The organism is Kosakonia sp. MUSA4 (assembly GCF_013085925.1).
Lineage (GTDB): Bacteria > Pseudomonadota > Gammaproteobacteria > Enterobacterales > Enterobacteriaceae > Kosakonia > Kosakonia sacchari_B.
This window is the reverse complement of sequence record NZ_CP025697.1, coordinates 4,204,216-4,222,106: the sequence shown is the minus strand read 5'-3', so window position 1 is coordinate 4,222,106 and position 17,891 is coordinate 4,204,216. Positions and strand designations below refer to the sequence as shown.

The window sequence follows — 17,891 nt, the reverse complement described above, 5'->3', positions numbered from 1 at the left end:
GGGGGCAAAAATGGATCTAAAAAGTGTATGCCCTTATTGCGGGGTAGGCTGCGGGCTGGTTATGGAAGTAGAAAACCAACGCATTATCAACGTGGTGGGGGATAAAACGCACCCCACCAATCAGGGGCGTTTATGCACCAAAGGCAAAAGCTGCGCGCAGGCGATTACTGCGGCGGGCAGGCTGGATCGCGCATGGCTGCGCACTTCGCGCCAGCAGGAGCCGGTGCCGGTCGGTATCGACAGCGCCATCACGCAAACTGCCCGGCGGCTGCGCGCCATTATCGATAATCACGGCCCTGATGCGCTGGCGCTGTATGTGTCCGGGCAGATGTCGCTGGAAGCGCAATATCTGGCGAACAAGCTGGCAAAGGGGTTTATCGGTACGCAACATATCGAGTCCAACTCGCGCCTGTGCATGGCCAGCGCCGCCAGCGGTTATAAGCTGTCGCTGGGGGCTGACGGGCCGCCGGGATCTTATGATGATTTCGATCGCGCCGATCTTTTTCTGGTGATTGGTGCAAACATGGCCGACTGCCACCCGATCCTGTTCCTGCGCATGATGGACAGGGTCAAAGCCGGGGCAAAGCTGATTGTCGTCGATCCCCGCCGCACCGCCACGGCGGAGAAAGCCTCGCTGTTTTTGCAGATTAAACCCGGAACGGACCTCGCCTTGCTGAACGGCCTGCTCGGGTTGCTGGTGCAGAACGGCCAGATCGACGAGACGTTTATTGAACAGTGCACCGAAGGCTGGCAGGCAATGCCGGATTTCTTGCAGGACTATTTACCACAGCAGGTGGCCGAACGTACCGGGCTGGCAGAGGCCGATATTCGCCAGGCGGCGCAGTGGATTGGCGAAGCCACCGAGTGGATGAGTTGCTGGACGATGGGGCTAAACCAGAGCACCCACGGCACCTGGAGCACCAACGCGCTGTGCAATCTGCATCTGGCGACCGGGGCGATTTGCCGCCCCGGCAGTGGCCCGTTCTCGCTCACCGGGCAGCCAAACGCGATGGGCGGGCGCGAAGTGGGCTATATGGGCGCCGGACTGCCTGGCCAGCGCTCGCTGCTGGTGGAAAAAGACCGGGCCTTTGTCGAGCAGCTCTGGCAGCGCCCGCCGGGTTCACTGCGCAGCGATAGCGGCCACGGCACGGTGTCGATGTTCGACGAGATGCGTGCCGGGAAAATTAAAGCCTGCTGGATAATCTGCACCAACCCGGTCGCCACGGTGCCCAACCGCCAGAAGGTGATTGCCGCGCTGCAACAGGCGGAACTGGTTATCACCCAGGATGTATTCCTTGATACCGAAACCAACCGCTATGCCGATATTCTGCTGCCGGGCGCGCTGTGGGCGGAAGCCGAAGGGGTGATGATCAACTCCGAACGCACCATGACGCTGATGCAGCAGGCGGTTTTACCGCCGGGCGAAGCGCTGGCCGACTGGCAAATCATCGCCCGCGTGGCCTGTGAAATGGGCTATGCCGAGGGTTTTACCTACGCCAGTGCCGCCGAGGTGTTTGACGAGATCCGCCAGTCGTATAACCCGGATACCGGCTATGACATTCGCGGTGCCAGCCATGCGCGGCTGCGCGACATGCCGCTGCAATGGCCATGCCCGCCGGGTGACACAGCGCAACGCCACCCGATTCGCTATCTTCAGCACTGCGCCACGGCGCGGGTGCGTTTCGCCACCGCCAGCGGCAAGGCGCAATTCTTCGCCCGCCCGGATTTGGCGCCTGTGGAGATGCCGGATGACGAATTTCCGCTGGTGCTGAATACCGGGCGCGTCCAGCACCAGTGGCATACCCTGACGAAAACAGGGAAGATCCCGATGCTCAACCAGCTCAACCCCGGTCCGTTTGTTGAAATCGCCCCGCAGGATGCCGAACGGCTTAACATCCGCGCGGGCGAGCAGGTGGATATTCGCTCCCGGCGCGGGCTGGCGACGCTGCCTGCGGTGATCACCGATCGGGTCAGCCCTGGTACCTGTTTCGCGCCGTTTCACTGGAACGATCTGTTTGGCGACAGGCTGGCGATCAACGCGGTGACCAGCGACGCCGTCGATCCCATTTCACTGCAACCGGAACTGAAACACGCCGCTGTCGCGCTGACGCGCAGCGCGCAGCAGCCGGTGGTGAGCGAAAAAAACGCTGTAACAGCACCAGCCACGCCAGGCGTGCTGCTGGTGCTGTGGGCGTCGATGACCGGCAATGCGCAGGCCTTTGCCCGCCGCTGCGCCGGGCATTTTCTTGATGCCGGACAGGCGGTAAAACTGCGCGGGATGGAGAGCGTCGGCGTGGCTGATATTGCCGCTGCCTCGCACGTATTACTGGTTGCCAGTACCTTTGGCGATGGCGATCCGCCGGACAACGGCGCGGCGCTCTGGGCCGCGCTGGAAAGCGACAGCGCGCCTGAACTCACCGCTACCGCCTTTTCCGTGCTGGCCTTTGGCGACGCCAGCTACGATCGGTTTTGCGGCTTTGGCCGCAAGCTTGATGCCCGGCTGGCAGCGCTGGGCGCGCAGCGGCTGGTGGCGCGTCATGAATGCGATGCGGGCAATAATGCACCCGCGCAGCAGTGGCTGGAAGCGGTGCAGCGCGCGCTGCTCGGTGAGGTCATCGCTGAAGCCAGCGAAACGCAACCAAAGCCCGGCTTTAGCCGCCATCAACCATTAACCGTTCCGCTGGTGGTCAACCAACGGCTGAATGCGCCGCTGGCGCAAAAAGAGATCCGCCAGTTGGTTTTTGATCTGCAAGGCAGCGGCATGCACTACGAGGCGGGCGATGCGCTCGGCGTCTGGCCGATCAACTGCCCGCAGCAGGTTGATCAGATACTGCGCCTGCTGGAACTGGACGCGCAAACGCCGGTGCAACTGAGCGATAAAGGCGAAATGACGTTGCATGAAGCGCTGACCAACGAGATGGATATCACGCGCATCACCCCGGAAATCATGCGGTTTGTCTGTGAACAGAGCGGCAACGCGGCGCTAAAAACGCGGCTCGACAACCCCGAGGAATTATCGCAGTGGCTGTGGGGACGCCAGCTTAGCGATCTGTTACAGATGTCCCCGGTTCGCGCCCCGGCGCAGACATGGTTGTCGGTGCTGCGCCGTTTACAGCCGCGCTTTTACTCTATCTCTTCCAGCCCGCAGGTTTCGCCGCAGCAGGTGGCGCTGACGGTCGCGACGGTGCGTTATGGCGAAGGGAATCAGCGCGGCGGCGTCTGCTCGACGTTTCTCGCCGACCGGGCGACCAGCGCGGCGGTATTTATTCACTCGTCGCCGCACTTCCGTCTGCCTGCCAACCCGCAAACGCCGGTGATTATGGTCGGCGCAGGCACCGGTATCGCGCCGTTTCGCGGCTTCTTACAGGAACGGCAGGCCACCGCTGCCGCAGGCCGCAACTGGTTATTTTTTGGCGAGCAGCATGCGGCAACGGATTTCTGGTATCAGGAAGAGCTGGAAGCCTGGCAGCGCGACGGCGTTCTGCACCGACTGAGCACGGCGTTTTCCCGCGATCAGGCGGAAAAAATCTACGTGCAGCATCGCATGGTGGAAGAGGGCGCGGAGCTGTGGCGCTGGCTGTGCGACGGTGCCTGTTTTTATGTCTGTGGTGATGCCAGCCAGATGGCGAAAGATGTCGATACGGCGCTAAAGCAGGTGGCGCAAACCTTTGGCGGCATGCGCGCCGATGAGGCCAGCGACTGGGTAGCGGCACTGGCGCGCGAGAAACGCTACCTGCGGGATGTTTATTAGCGGTTTTCGGCTTGTCATCTCCGGCGGTCTGGCAAGGCTCAGCGACGGGGAGATAGCGTGATGCGCCATCTCCCCGTGCGCGATGCTGTGCTTATGCATCACCCTGTAGCGAAGAGACGCTGGTGACCATCATCCGGCGCAGAAAACCGATATCGCGCGTTTGTTCCAGATTCGCTAATTGCTCGTAAAGCGCCTGCGCATCGGGCAGATGCGCGCAGCAATCGAGGAACTTCGCCTGCCGTTCCGCTTCGCTGAACGGTTCCTCCAGCACGCCTTTTGCCTGCCAGCGCGAATGGCGAAGCGTGCGGCCATCCTTGAGCGTTACCGTCAGCGTATGTGGCAGCGCGGCGTTTTCATTTTCCTGCTCTGCCGTCCAGTGGCTCATGGTAATACGCGCCAGTTTCTGCGCATCGGCCTGCGCAGTAACGGCTTCTGGCGTGAAATCTGAAACGCTGAGCGCCCCTTTTTCCAGCATCACCGCCACGCAGTAAGGCATGGAAAACCGCGCCTGCATCTCGTCAACGGGCTGCGGATATGCCAGGTTGCGCCAGTTGGCAATGCCCACCTGGCAGTGCACCTGTTCAACCTCATCGGTATGGAAGAGCCGTTGCGCCTGCAAATCGGCAATCGCATCCAGAATGCGGTGCGTTGAGCCGCAACAGGGGTGTTTTTTCGGCATGACGCCGACGCGTTCAATCACATGCTGGCGGTCGTTAAGCCAGCCGGGCAGGCTCAGCGTTCCGGCATAGAGTTCGGCAAAACCCTGCGGGCATTCAAAAATATCCAGTCTGCCGTGCATCCCGGTGCGGGCAAGGGTTGCGGCTTCAACTGCGTTACGTGCGGCCATACCAGCATGAAACGGTTTGAGTGGCGTGCCGAACTGCCCTTTTACGCCGCTGGCCATGCTGACCGCTATACTCAATGTGCGGGCAATGCCTGGCGCATCTTGCCCCATCAGCGCCGCCACGCCTGCGGCGCTGCCAATACAGCCAATTGTCGATGTGCCGTGCCATCCGGCGGTGTAATGGCCGTAACCGGTCGCTTCACCAATAAACGCCTGCGCCTGTAAACCCACCAGATAAGCGGCAATCAGCTCCGCGCCGCTGCTGTTCTGCGCCAGCGCCACCGGTAACAGCGCCGGGATCAGCACGGCGGAAGCGTGGCTCATTCCCGGCGTAAAATTATCGTCATAGTCGATGGCGTGCGCAGCGGTAGCGTTCACCAGCGCCGCCTGTGCGGCACTGCGCGGCGAATCGCGCCACGCCTCGCTCACCGCGCGGGTGGAAAAGTCATTCTGCCCGGCGACCATGCAGGCCAGCGTATCGGTAATGGCTTCGCGCGCCAGCATTTTTGCCCGCTCGCTAAAGGGCTGCGGTGCGGCGCACCAGTGCGCCAGCTTTTCGATCAGTGTCATGATGCCCACTCCTTCAGACGCCAGATGGCGTTTATGCTCACGCTTCACTTGCCGCGAGAAACTCACGGGTATAGGTTTCTTGCGCATCGCCCTTTCGTAAACGCGCCGCACTGACCTCTTCCAGCAATTTCCCCTGATACATCACGCCAACGCGTTCGCAAAGGTGGGTAACCACTGCCAAATCGTGGGTGACCAGCAGGTAGGTCAGGTTGCGCTGCTGGCGCATGCGGCTGAGTAAGTTGAGGATCTCCGCCTGTACGGAAACATCCAGCGCGGAAGTGGGCTCATCAAGTAGCAGAACCGACGGTTCGAGGATCAGCGCACGGGCGATCGCCATGCGCTGGCGCTGGCCGCCGGAGAGCTGGTGCGGATAGCGGTAGCGAAAAGCATCAGAGAGGCCGACCGCATGCAGCACATCGCTGATCCGCGCTTCATGCCGATCCATATCGTGCAGTTTTAGCGGTTCGCGCAGGCTGGCCCACACCATTTTTCGCGGGTGCAGCGAGGCATACGGATCCTGAAAAACCATCTGCACCTGACGGTAAAAGGCTTTATCGCGGCGCGGTTGCTGTTCGCGGTTATTAAACAAAATATGGCCGTGATAATCCGGGTTCAGCCCGGCCAGCGCGCGCAGCACGGTGGATTTGCCACAGCCGGATTCGCCAATCAGGCCGTAACTTTCACCGCGCGCCAGCATCAGGCTGACATCGTTCACCACCTGGCGGCGCTGGTTACCCTGACCAAAAGCGATGGCCAGATTAACCATTTCAATGGCGCGTTCTGTTGTCGGGATCGGGTTCATTGGGCTACTCCATCGCGGTAACTGGGGCCGTTTAACCAGGCGGGATCGCGCGTCGGCACACGCAGCGTTTCTACCGGTTCGCGCAGCCGGGGCTGGCTGGCGAGCAGCGCCTGGGTATAGGGATGGCAGGCCTGGTCAAGTTCACTGGCGCGGATCTCTTCGACAATGCGTCCGGCGTACATCACCAGCACCCGGTCGCAGAAACGCGACACCAGGTTTAAATCGTGAGTGATAAACAGCAGCCCGGTCTGGCGGCGTTGCAGTTGCTCATCAAGGATGCTGAGCACCTGGCGGCGCACTGTTACATCCAGCGCGGAGGTCGGTTCGTCGGCGATGATCAGATCCGGTTCCGGGATCAGCATCATGGCGATCATCACCCGCTGCCCCATACCGCCGGAGATTTCGTGCGGGTAGAGGCGGGCGACTTTCGCCACATCGCGAATATGTACCGATTCCAGCATTTCCAGCGCGCGGGCGCGGGCTTCCTCTTTGCTGACGCGACGGTGTAAACGCCAGGCTTCCGCCACCTGATCGCCGATGCGCATTAACGGGTTCAGCGAAAAGCGCGGGTCTTGCAGGATCATCGAGATGCGGTTGCCGCGAATGGTGCGCATCTGCCGTTCGCTGGCGTTCAGCAGATCGATCTCGCCGAAACGCATTTTGGCGGCCCGCACATGGCCGATTTTCGGCGTCAGTTTCAGCAGGGCGCGGCAGGTCTGCGATTTCCCCGAACCAGATTCGCCGACAATCGCGACCTTTTCCCGCCCGACCTGAAAGCTCACGTCGCGCACCGCGAGGTTATCTTCGTGCGCCCCTTTAAACAGGATGCTCAGGTTTTCTACTTCCAGCAGTGGATTATTCATGGCGGATATCCATTACATCGCGCAGGCCGTCGCCGAGCAGGTTAAAGGCCAGGCTGGTAAACAAAATCGCTAAACCGGGAATGGCGGCAATCCAGCCATTGTTCAGCATAAATTCGCGCCCGGAGGCCAGCATCGCGCCCCATTCCGGGCTGGGTGCCTGCGCGCCAAGGCCAAGAAAGCCAAGCCCGGCGGCAGTGAGAATAATCGCCGCCATATTGAGCGTGACGCGCACCACCACTGACGGCAGGCACATTGGCATCACGTGGCGCGAAATGATGTGCCACGCCGATGCGCCCTGTAAGCGCACCGCCGCGATGTAATCCATCTTGCGGATGGCCAGCGTTTCAGCGCGCGCCAGACGGGCAATCGGCGGCCAGGCGGAGAGGGAAATGGCGATAATCGCGTTCTCAATGCCGGGGCCGAGGGCGGCGACAAACGCCAGTGCGAGGATCAGGCTGGGGAAGGCAAGAAAGATATCCACCAGCCGCATCAGCAGCGTATCGACGCGCCCGCCGAGATAGCCCGCCGTGGCGCCAATCACCAGCCCGAGCGGGGTGATAATCAGCGCCGTCAACCCGGTGATATAGAGCGTGATGCGCGCGCCATACAGCAGGCGGCTGAAGATGTCACGCCCCAGTTCATCGGTGCCGAGCCAGTGTTCTGTACTCGCTGGTTGCAGGCGCAGTGCCAGGTTTTGCGCGTAGATATCGTGGTTTGCCAGCCACGGTGCAAACAGCGCGGCGGCAACGATGATCAGCAACACCAGCAGACCAAACAGCGCGGAGTGGTTGGCGCAAAAACGTCGCCACTGGATCCAGGCAAGCTGAACTCTGGCCTGTAACGGGGTTTGCGGCGCCGGATCGCGCAGCCACGCGCGCAGCCCCTGGCGCGGATGGGCGCGCAGGTATTTGCTCGAATCGGTCATTGGTCCTCCCGTCGCGTGCGCGGATCGAAGATGCGGTACAGCAGATCGCACAGCAGATTAAGGGCGACAAAAATCGCACCGGTCAGTAGAGTGCAGCCGACCACGGCGTTCATGTCGCCCGCCAGCAGAGCGTTGGTCAGGTAGCGGCCAAAACCGGGCCAGGCGAAGACGGTTTCCGTCAATACCGCCCCTTCCAGCAGCCACGCCCAGGAGAGCGCCACCACGGTCAGCACCGGGACAGCAACATTGCGAAACGCGTGTACCCAGACGCAGCGCGCCCAGGACAAGCCTTTGACGCGGGCGGTGATGATGTACTCCTGGGAGAGTTGCTCGATCATAAAGCTGCGGGTCATACGGCTGATATACGCCAGTGCGCTCAGCCCAAGGATCGAGGCGGGCAGAATGATGTGGCTGAAGACATTTTTGAATACCGCCCAGTTGCCGTTCAGGGCGCTATCCAGCAGCCAGAATCCGGTGACCGGGTGCAGCTCGAATTCGTAGATAAAGTCGATGCGCCCCGGCCCGCCGATCCAGCCAAGGGTGGCGTAAAACAGTAGCAGCCCCATCAATCCCAGCCAGAAATGCGGCGTGGAGTAACTCAGCAAACCGACAAAACGGATCAGATGATCAAACCATGAGTTGCGGTACATCGCAGCGAAGACCCCGGCGGGAATGCCGAGGCCGACGCCAATTATCGCCGCCACCGTGGCCAGTTCCAGCGTCGCCGGAAAGACGCGGGCGATATCCTGCGCCACGGGCTGGCTGGTGGTCAGCGCGGTGCCGAAATCCAGGTGCAGCAGCTGCCAGACATAATCGACAAACTGTTTCCACAGCGGCTGATTCAGCCCGAGTTGTTCATACATCTTCTCGTAGGCTTCGTGGCTGGCGTTATCGCCAATCACCGCCACTACCGGGTCGATAGGCAGCAGCCGACCGATAAAGAAGGTCAGCGCCGCCAGCCCCAGCAGCGTACAGCAGATGGAAAGGGCTCCCCGAAAGAGACGGCCTGCCAGGCGCATCCACGGCGGCGGAGTGTTATCGGTTGTGGTCGGTGCAATAACCTGAGACATCAGCAACCTCCATTACTTACTTGCGTCACCGTACCAGACGCGAAAACCGTTCCACGTCCAGTTCTTCACCGCCGGGCTAATGCCCGCGCTGTTGTACATCTGGAACATGATCGCCATCGGCCCTTTCTCCATCACCTCTTTCTGCAATGCGGCATACATCTCGCTGCGTTTGGCGTCATCCGGCTCCAGCAGGGCGGCTTCCACTTTCTGGTTCATCTGTGCGTCGTAGTAAGCAGCGCGCCAGCTCGGATATTGCGTGGCGCGCGCCTCTTTGCGGTTATCCGGGTTAAATACCAGCCTTGAGGCATTACCGTAGGCATCTGGCACGGAGGTTTGCCACGCCATCATCGCGCTCTGGAATTCGCGTCCGCGCGCCCGGCTAAACAACTGGGCGTTCGCCATGCGCTCCAGCGTCAGCTTGACGCCGATTTTCGAGGCATTCTGCTGAATGCTTTGCGCGATGGGCGCCGAGTGGGCAAGGGTGCCGAAAATCACCGAGGCGCTAAAACCATTCGGGTAACCGGCTTCGGTGAGTAACTGTTTGGCTTTTGCCAGATCGAGTTTGAACGGCTGGCCTTCCTTTTCGTCCAGCGCGCCGAACGCGCCAAGCTGCACAAAGCTCGCGCGCGGTACGCCGAGGTAAGGCATCACGCTTTTGCCTAAGCCGTCGTAGTCGATCAGATAGCGCATGGCGAGGCGCACTTTTTCATTTTTGAAGATCGGATCTTCATTGTTGAAGGTCCAGAAAAAGAGCTGCGGTTTCAGGACCTTGTCCACCCTTACTTTGCCGCCTTCATCCAGGGTTTTCAGATCGTCAGCCGACAGATCGCGGGCAATATCCACATCGCCCTGCGTCAGCAGCAGGCGCTGAGTGCCGGTTTCGGCAACGTGGCGGATCAGTACACGTTTCAGTACCGGTGCTTTGCCCCAGTAGTTATCGGTGGCCTGCAACATCACGCCTTCACCGGCGTTCCAGCGCACCAGTTGATACGGGCCAACGCAGGCGGTGTGCGTGGTGAGGTATTTGTGGCCGAAATCGCCCTCCACGGCCTCTTTTTCCACCACTTTGCGGTTGAGCAGCGACGAGACGTTATTGGCCGCGATTGCCTGTAAAACGAGGCTGGTGGGGTAGGGTTTATCCAGCGTCATCACCAGCGTTTTGTCATCCGGCGCGGTAATGCGGCTGTCGACATTCTCTTTGTTAAAGCCATATTCGGTGATCTGTGCGGCGTTACCGTAACCGAGTTTCACCACCCGCTGCATGGACCACGCCAGATCGCCTGCGCTGGCGGGTGTGCCGTCCGGGAACTTCAGGTTGTCCTGCAAATGGAAGGTAATGGTTTTGCGATCCGGCGACACATCCCAGCTTTTCGCCATTGCTGGGGTCAGTTTCTTCTCATCTTTCACATCAAAATCGACCAGCGCGTCGCAGGTGTTGGCGTAGATTTCGCTGGTTACCACTTCGCCAATCTGCGCCGGATCCCAGGTGCTGATGGCGTCAATATTCCATGCCATCACCAGTGAATCCGGCGGCGTGGCGGCCTGAGCATTAAGGCTGACGGCGCTGGTCAGTGCCACGGCTACGGCAATCGGGGTGAATTTCATGTCGGATATCCTTATAACGTGGCCGGGCGTGGCTGGATGGGCGGCATCACTTCTTCCGGGATGGGGCAGTGATACGGTTTTTCGCTCACCTGCTCGAAGTGCGCTTTTTTCACCTGCGCCAGTAGCACTTTGTCGGTCAACACATCGACGGCGGTGGCGGCCATCACTTTCGCCACATGGGCAAGGCCTTTGTGGGCGGCTGGCATTTTGCCCTGTGCGGTGAGTTGCCAGGAGTGGCCCGGCGTGCCAATCGCCATGGTGGGAATATGCGCCTGCACGGTCGGTAGCACCCAGCTCACATCGCCGACGTCGGTGGAACCGATCATCACTTCGCCGTGGGTATCCAGTGGGATGATGTAGTCGCTGAGCGGCTTCGGGTTTGCCGGTTTAATTCCGGTTTTGCGGTAGCAACTGGCAATCTCCTCTGTGGAGAGCGTGTCCTGGATTTCGGCGGCAAAGGCCATGTCGGCGTCGTCGAACGGCACCGTACCCAGGCTTTCCAGATTGCGCTGCATCGCCTCTTCCAGCGGACGGTTGCCGAGCAGGTTAGAGACGGCGCTCATGATGCTGATCTCCACTTTGGTGTCGGTCATCAGCGCCGCGCCCTGCGCCACGCGTTTTACGCGTTCGTTCAGATCAAACATGGCGTGGACATCGCGCGCGCGAATGGCATAACGCACTGCGGCTTTCGCCTGCACCACGTTCGGCGCAATGCCGCCGGAATCAAGCATCGCGTAATGGATGCGGGAATCCTGCGGTACGTGCTCACGCAGAAACTGGACGCCCACGTTCATCAACTCTGCGGCGTCGAGTGCGCTGCGGCCTAAATGCGGGGAAGCGGCGGCGTGGGAGGAGCGGCCGGTAAAGAAGAAATCCATGCGGGTATTGGCCAGCGACAGCGGTTTCGCCACTTCATGATGTGCGCTGGGGTGCCAGGTTATCGCCACATCAACACCATCGAAAGCTCCCGCGCGCGCCATAAAGGATTTCGCCGCGCCGCCTTCTTCCGCCGGACAACCGTAGTAACGCACGCGGCCTGGCGTGCCGGTCTCTTCCAGCCAGGCTTTCAGCGCGGTGGCCGCCAGCATGGCGCCGGAGCCGAGCAGGTTATGCCCGCAACCGTGGCCATGACCGTTGCCCGGCAGCGGCGAGTAGTGCGCGACGCCGGAGGCCTGGCTCAGGCCGGGCAGCGCATCGTATTCACCGAGGAAAGCGATGATCGGCCCGTCGCTTCCCGCTTCACCCATCACCGCGGTAGGAATACCGGCGACGTTTTCGGTGACGCGGAAACCTTGCGTTTTTAGCATCGCGGTATGTTCGGCCACCGAGCGATATTCGGTGTAGCAGATCTCCGGCGTACCCCATACACGATCGCTGAGATCGCAGAAATCGTGCTGATAGTTCTCTACCCACTTCCAGACTAACGCTTTGTTTTCCATGATACTCCCCAGTTTGGTTGGTCGGCATAATGCGCACGCGTTAACGTCGCTGTACCACCAGAATGAGGGCAACTGTTCGCAAAAGGCCAATGAGCAATTCACACTGGCTATTCCGTTCTTGCATAGTCTGCCGCCATCAGGCGGCATGGGCGGTTTCGCTCTGCTGGATCAACTGCCAAAGTTGTTCCGCTTGCGGGTTACGCAGTACCGGCTGGCGATAGAGGCGGATCGCCAGTTTGATTTCCCAGTCACTGCTTCCGGCGCGTACCAGCGTGCCGTTCGACAACTCCTCGTGGACAAGGCTTAGCGGCAGCCAGGCGACGCCGCCGCCCGCCAGCGTCATCGCTTTCAGGTTGGCCGACATGCCGTTTTCATACACGGCTTCCAGCGGCAACGGGCGCTCGCTCAGCATTTGCGCCAGCGCATGGGCGAAAAAGGAGTGGCTGCCGTAGCTCAGCCACGGGATCGGGCGTCCGTTGGGGTTGATGGGGTAGAGCGGCTGCCCGCCGCTGTCCGGTCGGCAGACCGGAATCGCCCATTCGCGGCCTAAATGGATCATCGGGTAAGGCGCAAGCTGGCGGATCAGCGATACCGCGTCGTGGGCGTAGGTGAGCAGAAAATCGGTTTCGCCGCTGTGCAGCGTGGCGATGTGCTCGACAAAGCTCGGCTTGGAGTTGCACATGCGGATATACCCAAGCTGCTGTTGCAGATTCAGGCGCTGGATCCAGTCCGGGAAAAAGGTCAGCGACAGGGTATTGAGCATAGCAAAGCGCAACACCGCTGTGCGCGAGCGAAAGCGCTGGTTCAGATCGTTACGCAGATGGGTCATGGCGAACACGGTTTCGCTGGCGGTGGCGTGAAAGGCTTCGCCCTCCGGCGTCAGCGCCACCGGGTAGGTTTTGCGATCGAACAGCGGGACGCCAAGCCACTCTTCCAGTTGGCGGATACGACGGCTCAGGGCGGATTGGGTGATGTGCCGCTCATCGGCGGCGCGCGTGAAGCTAAGACTGCGGGCAACACTGAGAAAATCTTCGAACCATTTCAATTCCATAGCGATACCTTGTGAAATGAATGGGAAAACGTCTCCTCGGGTAAACAGTCAGTTAGGCAAGAAACGCGCCACTCTTGCAGGCGGGCGCTCACGCGCGCTGCGACGCAGAGTAGGGGAAGAAGCCCCCATGATTGCGCAGAAAGCGCACTAATGAGGTGCAACGGAGTAATATTAAGATGTATTATGAATGCATCTTAATTGATGGGTATTGTGTATGTCTGGTCCACGGATCCTGCGGGAGAAACTGACAATCCGCAAAATGATCGCGCTCTATCAGCGTGCCTGCCCGGATGCGGTCAGCAGTGAATCGCACTATGCGAATTTGTACGCTTATGCGGAAAAACGGCTGGATAAGTGCGTGTTCGGCGAAGAGAAACCGGCCTGCAAGCAGTGCCCGGTGCACTGTTACCAGCCGGCAAAGCGCGAAGAGATGAAGCAGATTATGCGCTGGGCGGGGCCGCGTATGTTATGGCGGCATCCGCTGTTGACGGTGCGCCATTTGATTGATGATAAGCGCCCGGTGCCGGATTTGCCGGAGAAGTATCGGCGGAAATAAATCGATTTTCCGGCATGTTGCCCGGTGGCGCTAACGCTTACCGGGCCTACGGTATGGCGGGATATTGCTGGATTGCGTAGGCCGGATAAGGCGGAGCCGCCATCCGGCATTTTGGGAATATTGTGGAAGGGTTCCGTTCACTATAAGAGCGGGAGTTCCTGTAAACCGTTATGCGGTGAACGGGATAAGGGGCGCTTACCGCGCACCCCTTATCAATCCCCGCGGCCCCGCGGGAAATCGGTGCTGCGCACTGCGCTCACCTCCCGGTCATCTGCCTGCGGTCGGCTCAACTCGCCATTACTCGTCCCATCCCTGGGACTCGCCCCTTCGGGGCCAGCGCAAGCGCTGTTCAAAATTGCTCCCGGCAATTTTGTCGTGTCTCGGTTCGCCTGGCCGCCATCCATGGCGTCCAGACCTTGTCATCTGCCCTCCGGCTCGCCGATTTCAGCGGGGACTCAACCCCCTCGCTTCAGCCTTTTTATTCGTCGGAGGAAACGGTGTCGCTGCCGGGAAATGCCCGGTGGCGCTAACACTTGCCGGGCCTACAGTATGGCGGGATATTGCTGGATTACGTAGGCCGGATAAGGCAAAGCCGCCATCCGGCAATCGTGCCTGGCTCTCAGGCATCTTGTATTTGAATGCTTTTATGCAGGAATTTTGCGAAGCTGCTTCCGGGAATGGTAATCCCTTCATCAGGTTAGTTATAATCCCTTGCCGCCTGTACGTGTTAGTCCTATGTTCTCTCCGCGCCTGCAAAATCAGGCGTCGGGATTGGAACCCTGCTCACTCACAGGCGACATATTTGTATGTCGTGCGTTTGGTCACACCTCAATGGCGGGCCGAATGGGGGCGTCGAGAGACGCGCCGGTCTGTGAGTCCGGTAGTTCCAACCCTGTTCGGTTCTGCCACCAATGAGATTGGAACCTCTGGTGGCGGTTAGCATCATCACTCACTTGAGATATTTTTATGAACACGACACCAACCCTGACTCACGCCTTATTTACCTCGCCGTTCAGCCACAGCACGGATTTCACTGAGCTTGCGGATAACTGCGAGCGTTTTGCCGAAGTGCTGGCGGAATGCGACGATCCGCAACAGAAAATGGCACTCTGCGGCAGGCTTTCTGCCTGTCTTAACCTGCTGCAACCCACGTTGCTCGATCCTGTTCCGGAACATTTAAAAGCCAGTCTGACCGTTGAACATTTCCCTGGCCACCTCCCGCTATTTGAGCCAGAAGCCGACCAACTGTGTGGCTACTGTCAGACCCTGACACAACTGCTGATGAGCGGCACGCTCGCGCCTGAACCCGAAAGCGTTCTCCGGGATTTGCTGTACAGACTGGTCGATTTTTTTGCCGATATGATGAAAGCACCGCGCTGGTTAAAACAGGGTGACATAATCATCGAGCTCTGAGACCGTGCCCGGTGGCGCTGCGCTTACCGGGCCTACCATTATGCTCTGGCAGATGTTTCCTTACAGCGACGCCGTAGTTTTATAAGCACAGATACGGAAGCGACGGTTTGAGTCCCCGCTGAAATCGGCGAATCGAAGAGTGAATGACAAGGTCTGGACGACAGGGATGGCGGCCAGAGGCGAACCGAGCCATGGACGGCGAGTTGAGCCGACCGCAGTCAGGCACTCGGGAGATGAGCGTAGTGCGTAGCACCGATTTCCCGCGGGGCCGCGGGGATTGATAAGGGGAGCGCGGTAAGCTCCCCTTATCCCGTTCACGAGATACAAAGCTTAAGTGTCCGCCGCTCTTCTGGTGAACGGAACCCTTCCACTATCTTCCAAAAACGCCGGATGGCGGCTTTGCCTTATCCGGCCTACAACTGCGGCAGCACTCAGGCGCGCGTTGCGATCAAAATCGCCGAAGCCTTAATCAGCGCAATCACGCGTTTACCGCTGCCCAGTTGCAAATCTTGCACGCTTTCATTGGTCACCACTGCCACCAGCTCAAACCCGGCGTCGGTCTGCACATGCACCGTGGCGTTGACCGCGCCTTCGGTCACCGAAGTGACTTTCCCGGCGAACTGATTGCGGGCGGAGAACTTCAGCCCGCAATCTTCGGTCGCCAGCGTCACCCACGGCGCTTTGATCAGCGCGATAGCCTCTTTACCCGGCGTCAGCCCCAGTGCCGCCTGGCTGCTGCTGGTGACAATCGCCACCAGTTTTGCACCGCCGTCGAGGGTAAGTTCCACTTCATCATTAACGGCACCGTGAGAGGTAGCACTGACCTTGCCCACTAACTGATTACGCGCTGAAACTGCCATAAGGCCTCCATTATGTATGGATATGTTGAATGTTTTTCCAGCTTAACATAGTGCGTCTTTATTGATACCTAAACGTTTCATGCGCGAAAGCAGGGTGGTGCGTTTAAGCCCCAGCCGCTGCGCTGCGCCTTTTGGCCCGGCGACCACGCCGTTGGTTTCGCGCAGCACGCGAACAATCAGCTGGTACTCATCTTCGCCTTCGCGAGCCACTTCAGCAGGCTCCGCTACCGGCTGAGGTGGAACGGTGATTTCCGGCAGCGAAAGTTGCAGCACATTGCCGTGCGTCAGCAGCACCGCCCGTTCGATGACGTTCTCCAGCTCGCGCACGTTGCCCGGCCACTCCATGGAACTCAGCACGCGTAACGTTTCCGCTGGAATACTGTCGATGCAGCGGCCCATTTTGCGGGCAATCTTGAAGGTGAAAGCTTTCACCAGCAGCGGAATGTCTTCCGGCCGTTCGCGCAGCGGCGGCAGATGAATCGGAAAGACATTGAGCCGGTAGTAAAGATCGCTACGGAACTCGCGATCGGCGACCATCTGTTTCAGATCGCGGTTGGTGGCGGCGATCAGCCGCACATCGGTCTGGATCAGCTTATTGCTGCCGAGCCGCTCGAACTCCTGCTCCTGCAACACGCGCAACAGCTTCGGTTGCAGCTCCAGCGGCATATCGCCCACTTCATCAAGAAACAGCGAGCTTTTATCCGCCAGCTCGAAGCGGCCAATCCGCTGGGTGCTGGCACCGGTAAACGCGCCGCGTTCATGACCAAAGAGATCGCTTTCCAGCAGCCCGGCGGGCATGGCGGCGCAGTTCATCTTCACCATTCTGCGGCTGTTGCGATCGCTGAGGTTATGGATCGCGCGGGCAATCAGCTCCTTGCCGGTACCGGTTTCGCCGAGGATCAGCACCGTGCTGTTACTTTGCGCCACCATCTCAACCTGTTTCAGCACGCTGAACATCGCCTGGCTGCGGCCGATGATCTCGCCAAACTCGCTATCAACATTATTTAGCTGCTCGGTCAGCGCCAGGTTTTCATCCACCAGCCGCTCCTTCAGGCGGTGAATTTCCTGGTACGCCAGCGCGTTATCCACGGCGATGGCGATGCGCTCGGCAATCTGGCGCAGCAGCTTGAGATTCGCCTGGGTAAACACCTCTTTCTGGCACTGCGCCAGTTTCAGCACGCCGAGCAGATTCTTGCCGGACATCAGCGGCAGCAGGCACAGCGTCTGGATCTCATTGCCCCAGGTTTCAAACAGCATCCGCTCGTAGGGCGCGAGTTTGTCGCGCTCGTGCAGATTGAGCAGCAGCATCTCTTTGCTGCGGAACACCCGCTCGGTCAGCGTTCCCTCTTCGTCGGCTTCCTGAATCTCATGCTTCGGATTCACTTCATCTTTGTAGTGCGTCGAATAGATAGTCAGCTTGCCTTTGCGGCTGCCGCGCAGCACCAGGCTGATGGCGTCGATGCCGAAATAGTAGTGGATCTCTTTCGCCACTTCGCTGACCAGCTCGTCCATATGCAGCCGCGAGAGCACCGCATTGGTGATGGCCACCAGAATGCGAAAATCGTCCCGCTCCTGGCACAATAACTGGTAATCCGGCGTCTGGTTGTCGCGGCTCTGGAGCTGCTCGGCGACCACGGCGACGATTTGCGCCAGGGTGTGCAGGCGTTCGCTCTCTTTATCGCTCCACGGTTGCCCGTCGCGGCGAAAAAATTCGCAGCCGCCGAAAATTTGCCCCTCCGCCGCCAGCGGCAGCAGGCAGTAGTGCGCAAACGGCGGATAGAGCCGGTTCTGCGTCAGCGCAGGCCAGGTTTCCGCAAACGTGGTCGCGCTACAATAGAGCGCCTGCGGGTGGGAAAGAATGTGCCTGACCGGCCCACCCGCCAGCAGTAAATGATCCTCATAAGTTGCATTGTTTGCAGGGGCGTTGACGGCGTAGCGGCTGGCGCTGTGGCTGTCTGCATGCCACAGCACAATCGCCGCGCTATCCGCGAGTGCCGCCTGGCGGGTCAGCCGGGCCAGCGTTTCGCTGAGTGACGCCATATCCGGCTGTTGTAACAAAACACGGGTGATATCGAACAACCCTTGTTGTCCGAGATCGCTCATCGGTGTATACGACATATTACTCATCCAGGAACACACTCG

At 59.7% G+C, this 17,891-nt stretch carries 13 protein-coding genes; 3 read left to right on the top strand and 10 right to left on the bottom strand.

Going from position 1 to position 17,891, the window contains the following annotated elements:
• Positions 1–10 precede the first annotated feature (10 nt).
• On the top strand, positions 11–3,751 hold the full coding sequence (locus C0557_RS19960; protein WP_208660452.1) for a bifunctional nitrate reductase/sulfite reductase flavoprotein subunit alpha: 3,741 nt from the start codon (positions 11–13) through the stop codon (positions 3,749–3,751).
• A 91-nt stretch (positions 3,752–3,842) separates the two neighbouring features.
• Here the strand turns inward: C0557_RS19960 and C0557_RS19955 are convergent, their stop codons facing one another.
• The 8 genes from C0557_RS19955 to C0557_RS19920 form a co-directional block, all read right to left on the bottom strand.
• A complete protein-coding gene (locus tag C0557_RS19955) occupies positions 3,843–5,165 on the bottom strand; it encodes an MmgE/PrpD family protein (RefSeq protein WP_208660450.1) in 1,323 nt (440 codons plus the stop codon).
• Between the two features lie 37 nt (positions 5,166–5,202).
• Positions 5,203–5,967: an ABC transporter ATP-binding protein gene (locus C0557_RS19950; protein WP_208660448.1), complete on the bottom strand. Its 765-nt coding sequence runs from the start codon at positions 5,965–5,967 to the stop codon at positions 5,203–5,205.
• Positions 5,964–6,830 carry an ABC transporter ATP-binding protein gene (locus tag C0557_RS19945; protein ID WP_074773346.1) on the bottom strand — a complete coding sequence of 289 codons (867 nt, stop codon included), beginning with the start codon at positions 6,828–6,830 and terminating at the stop codon, positions 5,964–5,966. The genes C0557_RS19950 and C0557_RS19945 overlap by 4 nt, the downstream gene beginning before the upstream one ends.
• The gene (locus C0557_RS19940) at positions 6,823–7,755 is read right to left on the bottom strand and encodes an ABC transporter permease (RefSeq protein WP_208660446.1); all 933 of its coding nucleotides are present in this window, start codon (positions 7,753–7,755) and stop codon (positions 6,823–6,825) included. Before C0557_RS19940 ends, C0557_RS19945 begins: the two co-directional genes overlap by 8 nt.
• Positions 7,752–8,825, bottom strand: coding sequence for an ABC transporter permease (locus tag C0557_RS19935; protein ID WP_208660444.1), 1,074 nt, complete (start codon positions 8,823–8,825; stop codon positions 7,752–7,754). The genes C0557_RS19940 and C0557_RS19935 overlap by 4 nt, the downstream gene beginning before the upstream one ends.
• Positions 8,826–8,837: 12 nt before the next feature.
• Positions 8,838–10,430, bottom strand: coding sequence for an ABC transporter substrate-binding protein (locus C0557_RS19930; RefSeq protein ID WP_208660442.1), 1,593 nt, complete (start codon positions 10,428–10,430; stop codon positions 8,838–8,840).
• Between the two features lie 11 nt (positions 10,431–10,441).
• Positions 10,442–11,869, bottom strand: coding sequence for a M20 family metallopeptidase (locus C0557_RS19925; protein ID WP_208660440.1), 1,428 nt, complete (start codon positions 11,867–11,869; stop codon positions 10,442–10,444).
• A gap of 136 nt (positions 11,870–12,005) precedes the next feature.
• Positions 12,006–12,920, bottom strand: coding sequence for a LysR family transcriptional regulator (locus C0557_RS19920; protein WP_208660437.1), 915 nt, complete (start codon positions 12,918–12,920; stop codon positions 12,006–12,008).
• 214 nt (positions 12,921–13,134) lie between these two features.
• Between C0557_RS19920 and C0557_RS19915 the strand changes: the two genes are divergently transcribed.
• Entirely contained in the window at positions 13,135–13,476 is a 342-nt protein-coding gene (locus tag C0557_RS19915) for a nitrous oxide-stimulated promoter family protein (RefSeq protein ID WP_074773363.1), read from the top strand.
• 966 nt (positions 13,477–14,442) lie between these two features.
• Positions 14,443–14,889, top strand: a complete 447-nt coding sequence (locus tag C0557_RS19910) for a hypothetical protein (protein WP_074773366.1) — start codon at positions 14,443–14,445, stop codon at positions 14,887–14,889.
• A gap of 431 nt (positions 14,890–15,320) precedes the next feature.
• Here C0557_RS19910 and C0557_RS19905 read toward each other — a convergent pair whose 3' ends face one another.
• Together C0557_RS19905 and flhA are read right to left on the bottom strand one after the other, a co-directional pair.
• Entirely contained in the window at positions 15,321–15,749 is a 429-nt protein-coding gene (locus C0557_RS19905; RefSeq protein WP_043952460.1) for a molybdopterin-binding protein, read from the bottom strand.
• A 42-nt stretch (positions 15,750–15,791) separates the two neighbouring features.
• On the bottom strand, positions 15,792–17,867 hold the full coding sequence (gene flhA / locus C0557_RS19900; RefSeq protein WP_208660434.1) for a formate hydrogenlyase transcriptional activator FlhA: 2,076 nt from the start codon (positions 17,865–17,867) through the stop codon (positions 15,792–15,794).
• Positions 17,868–17,891 lie beyond the last annotated feature (24 nt).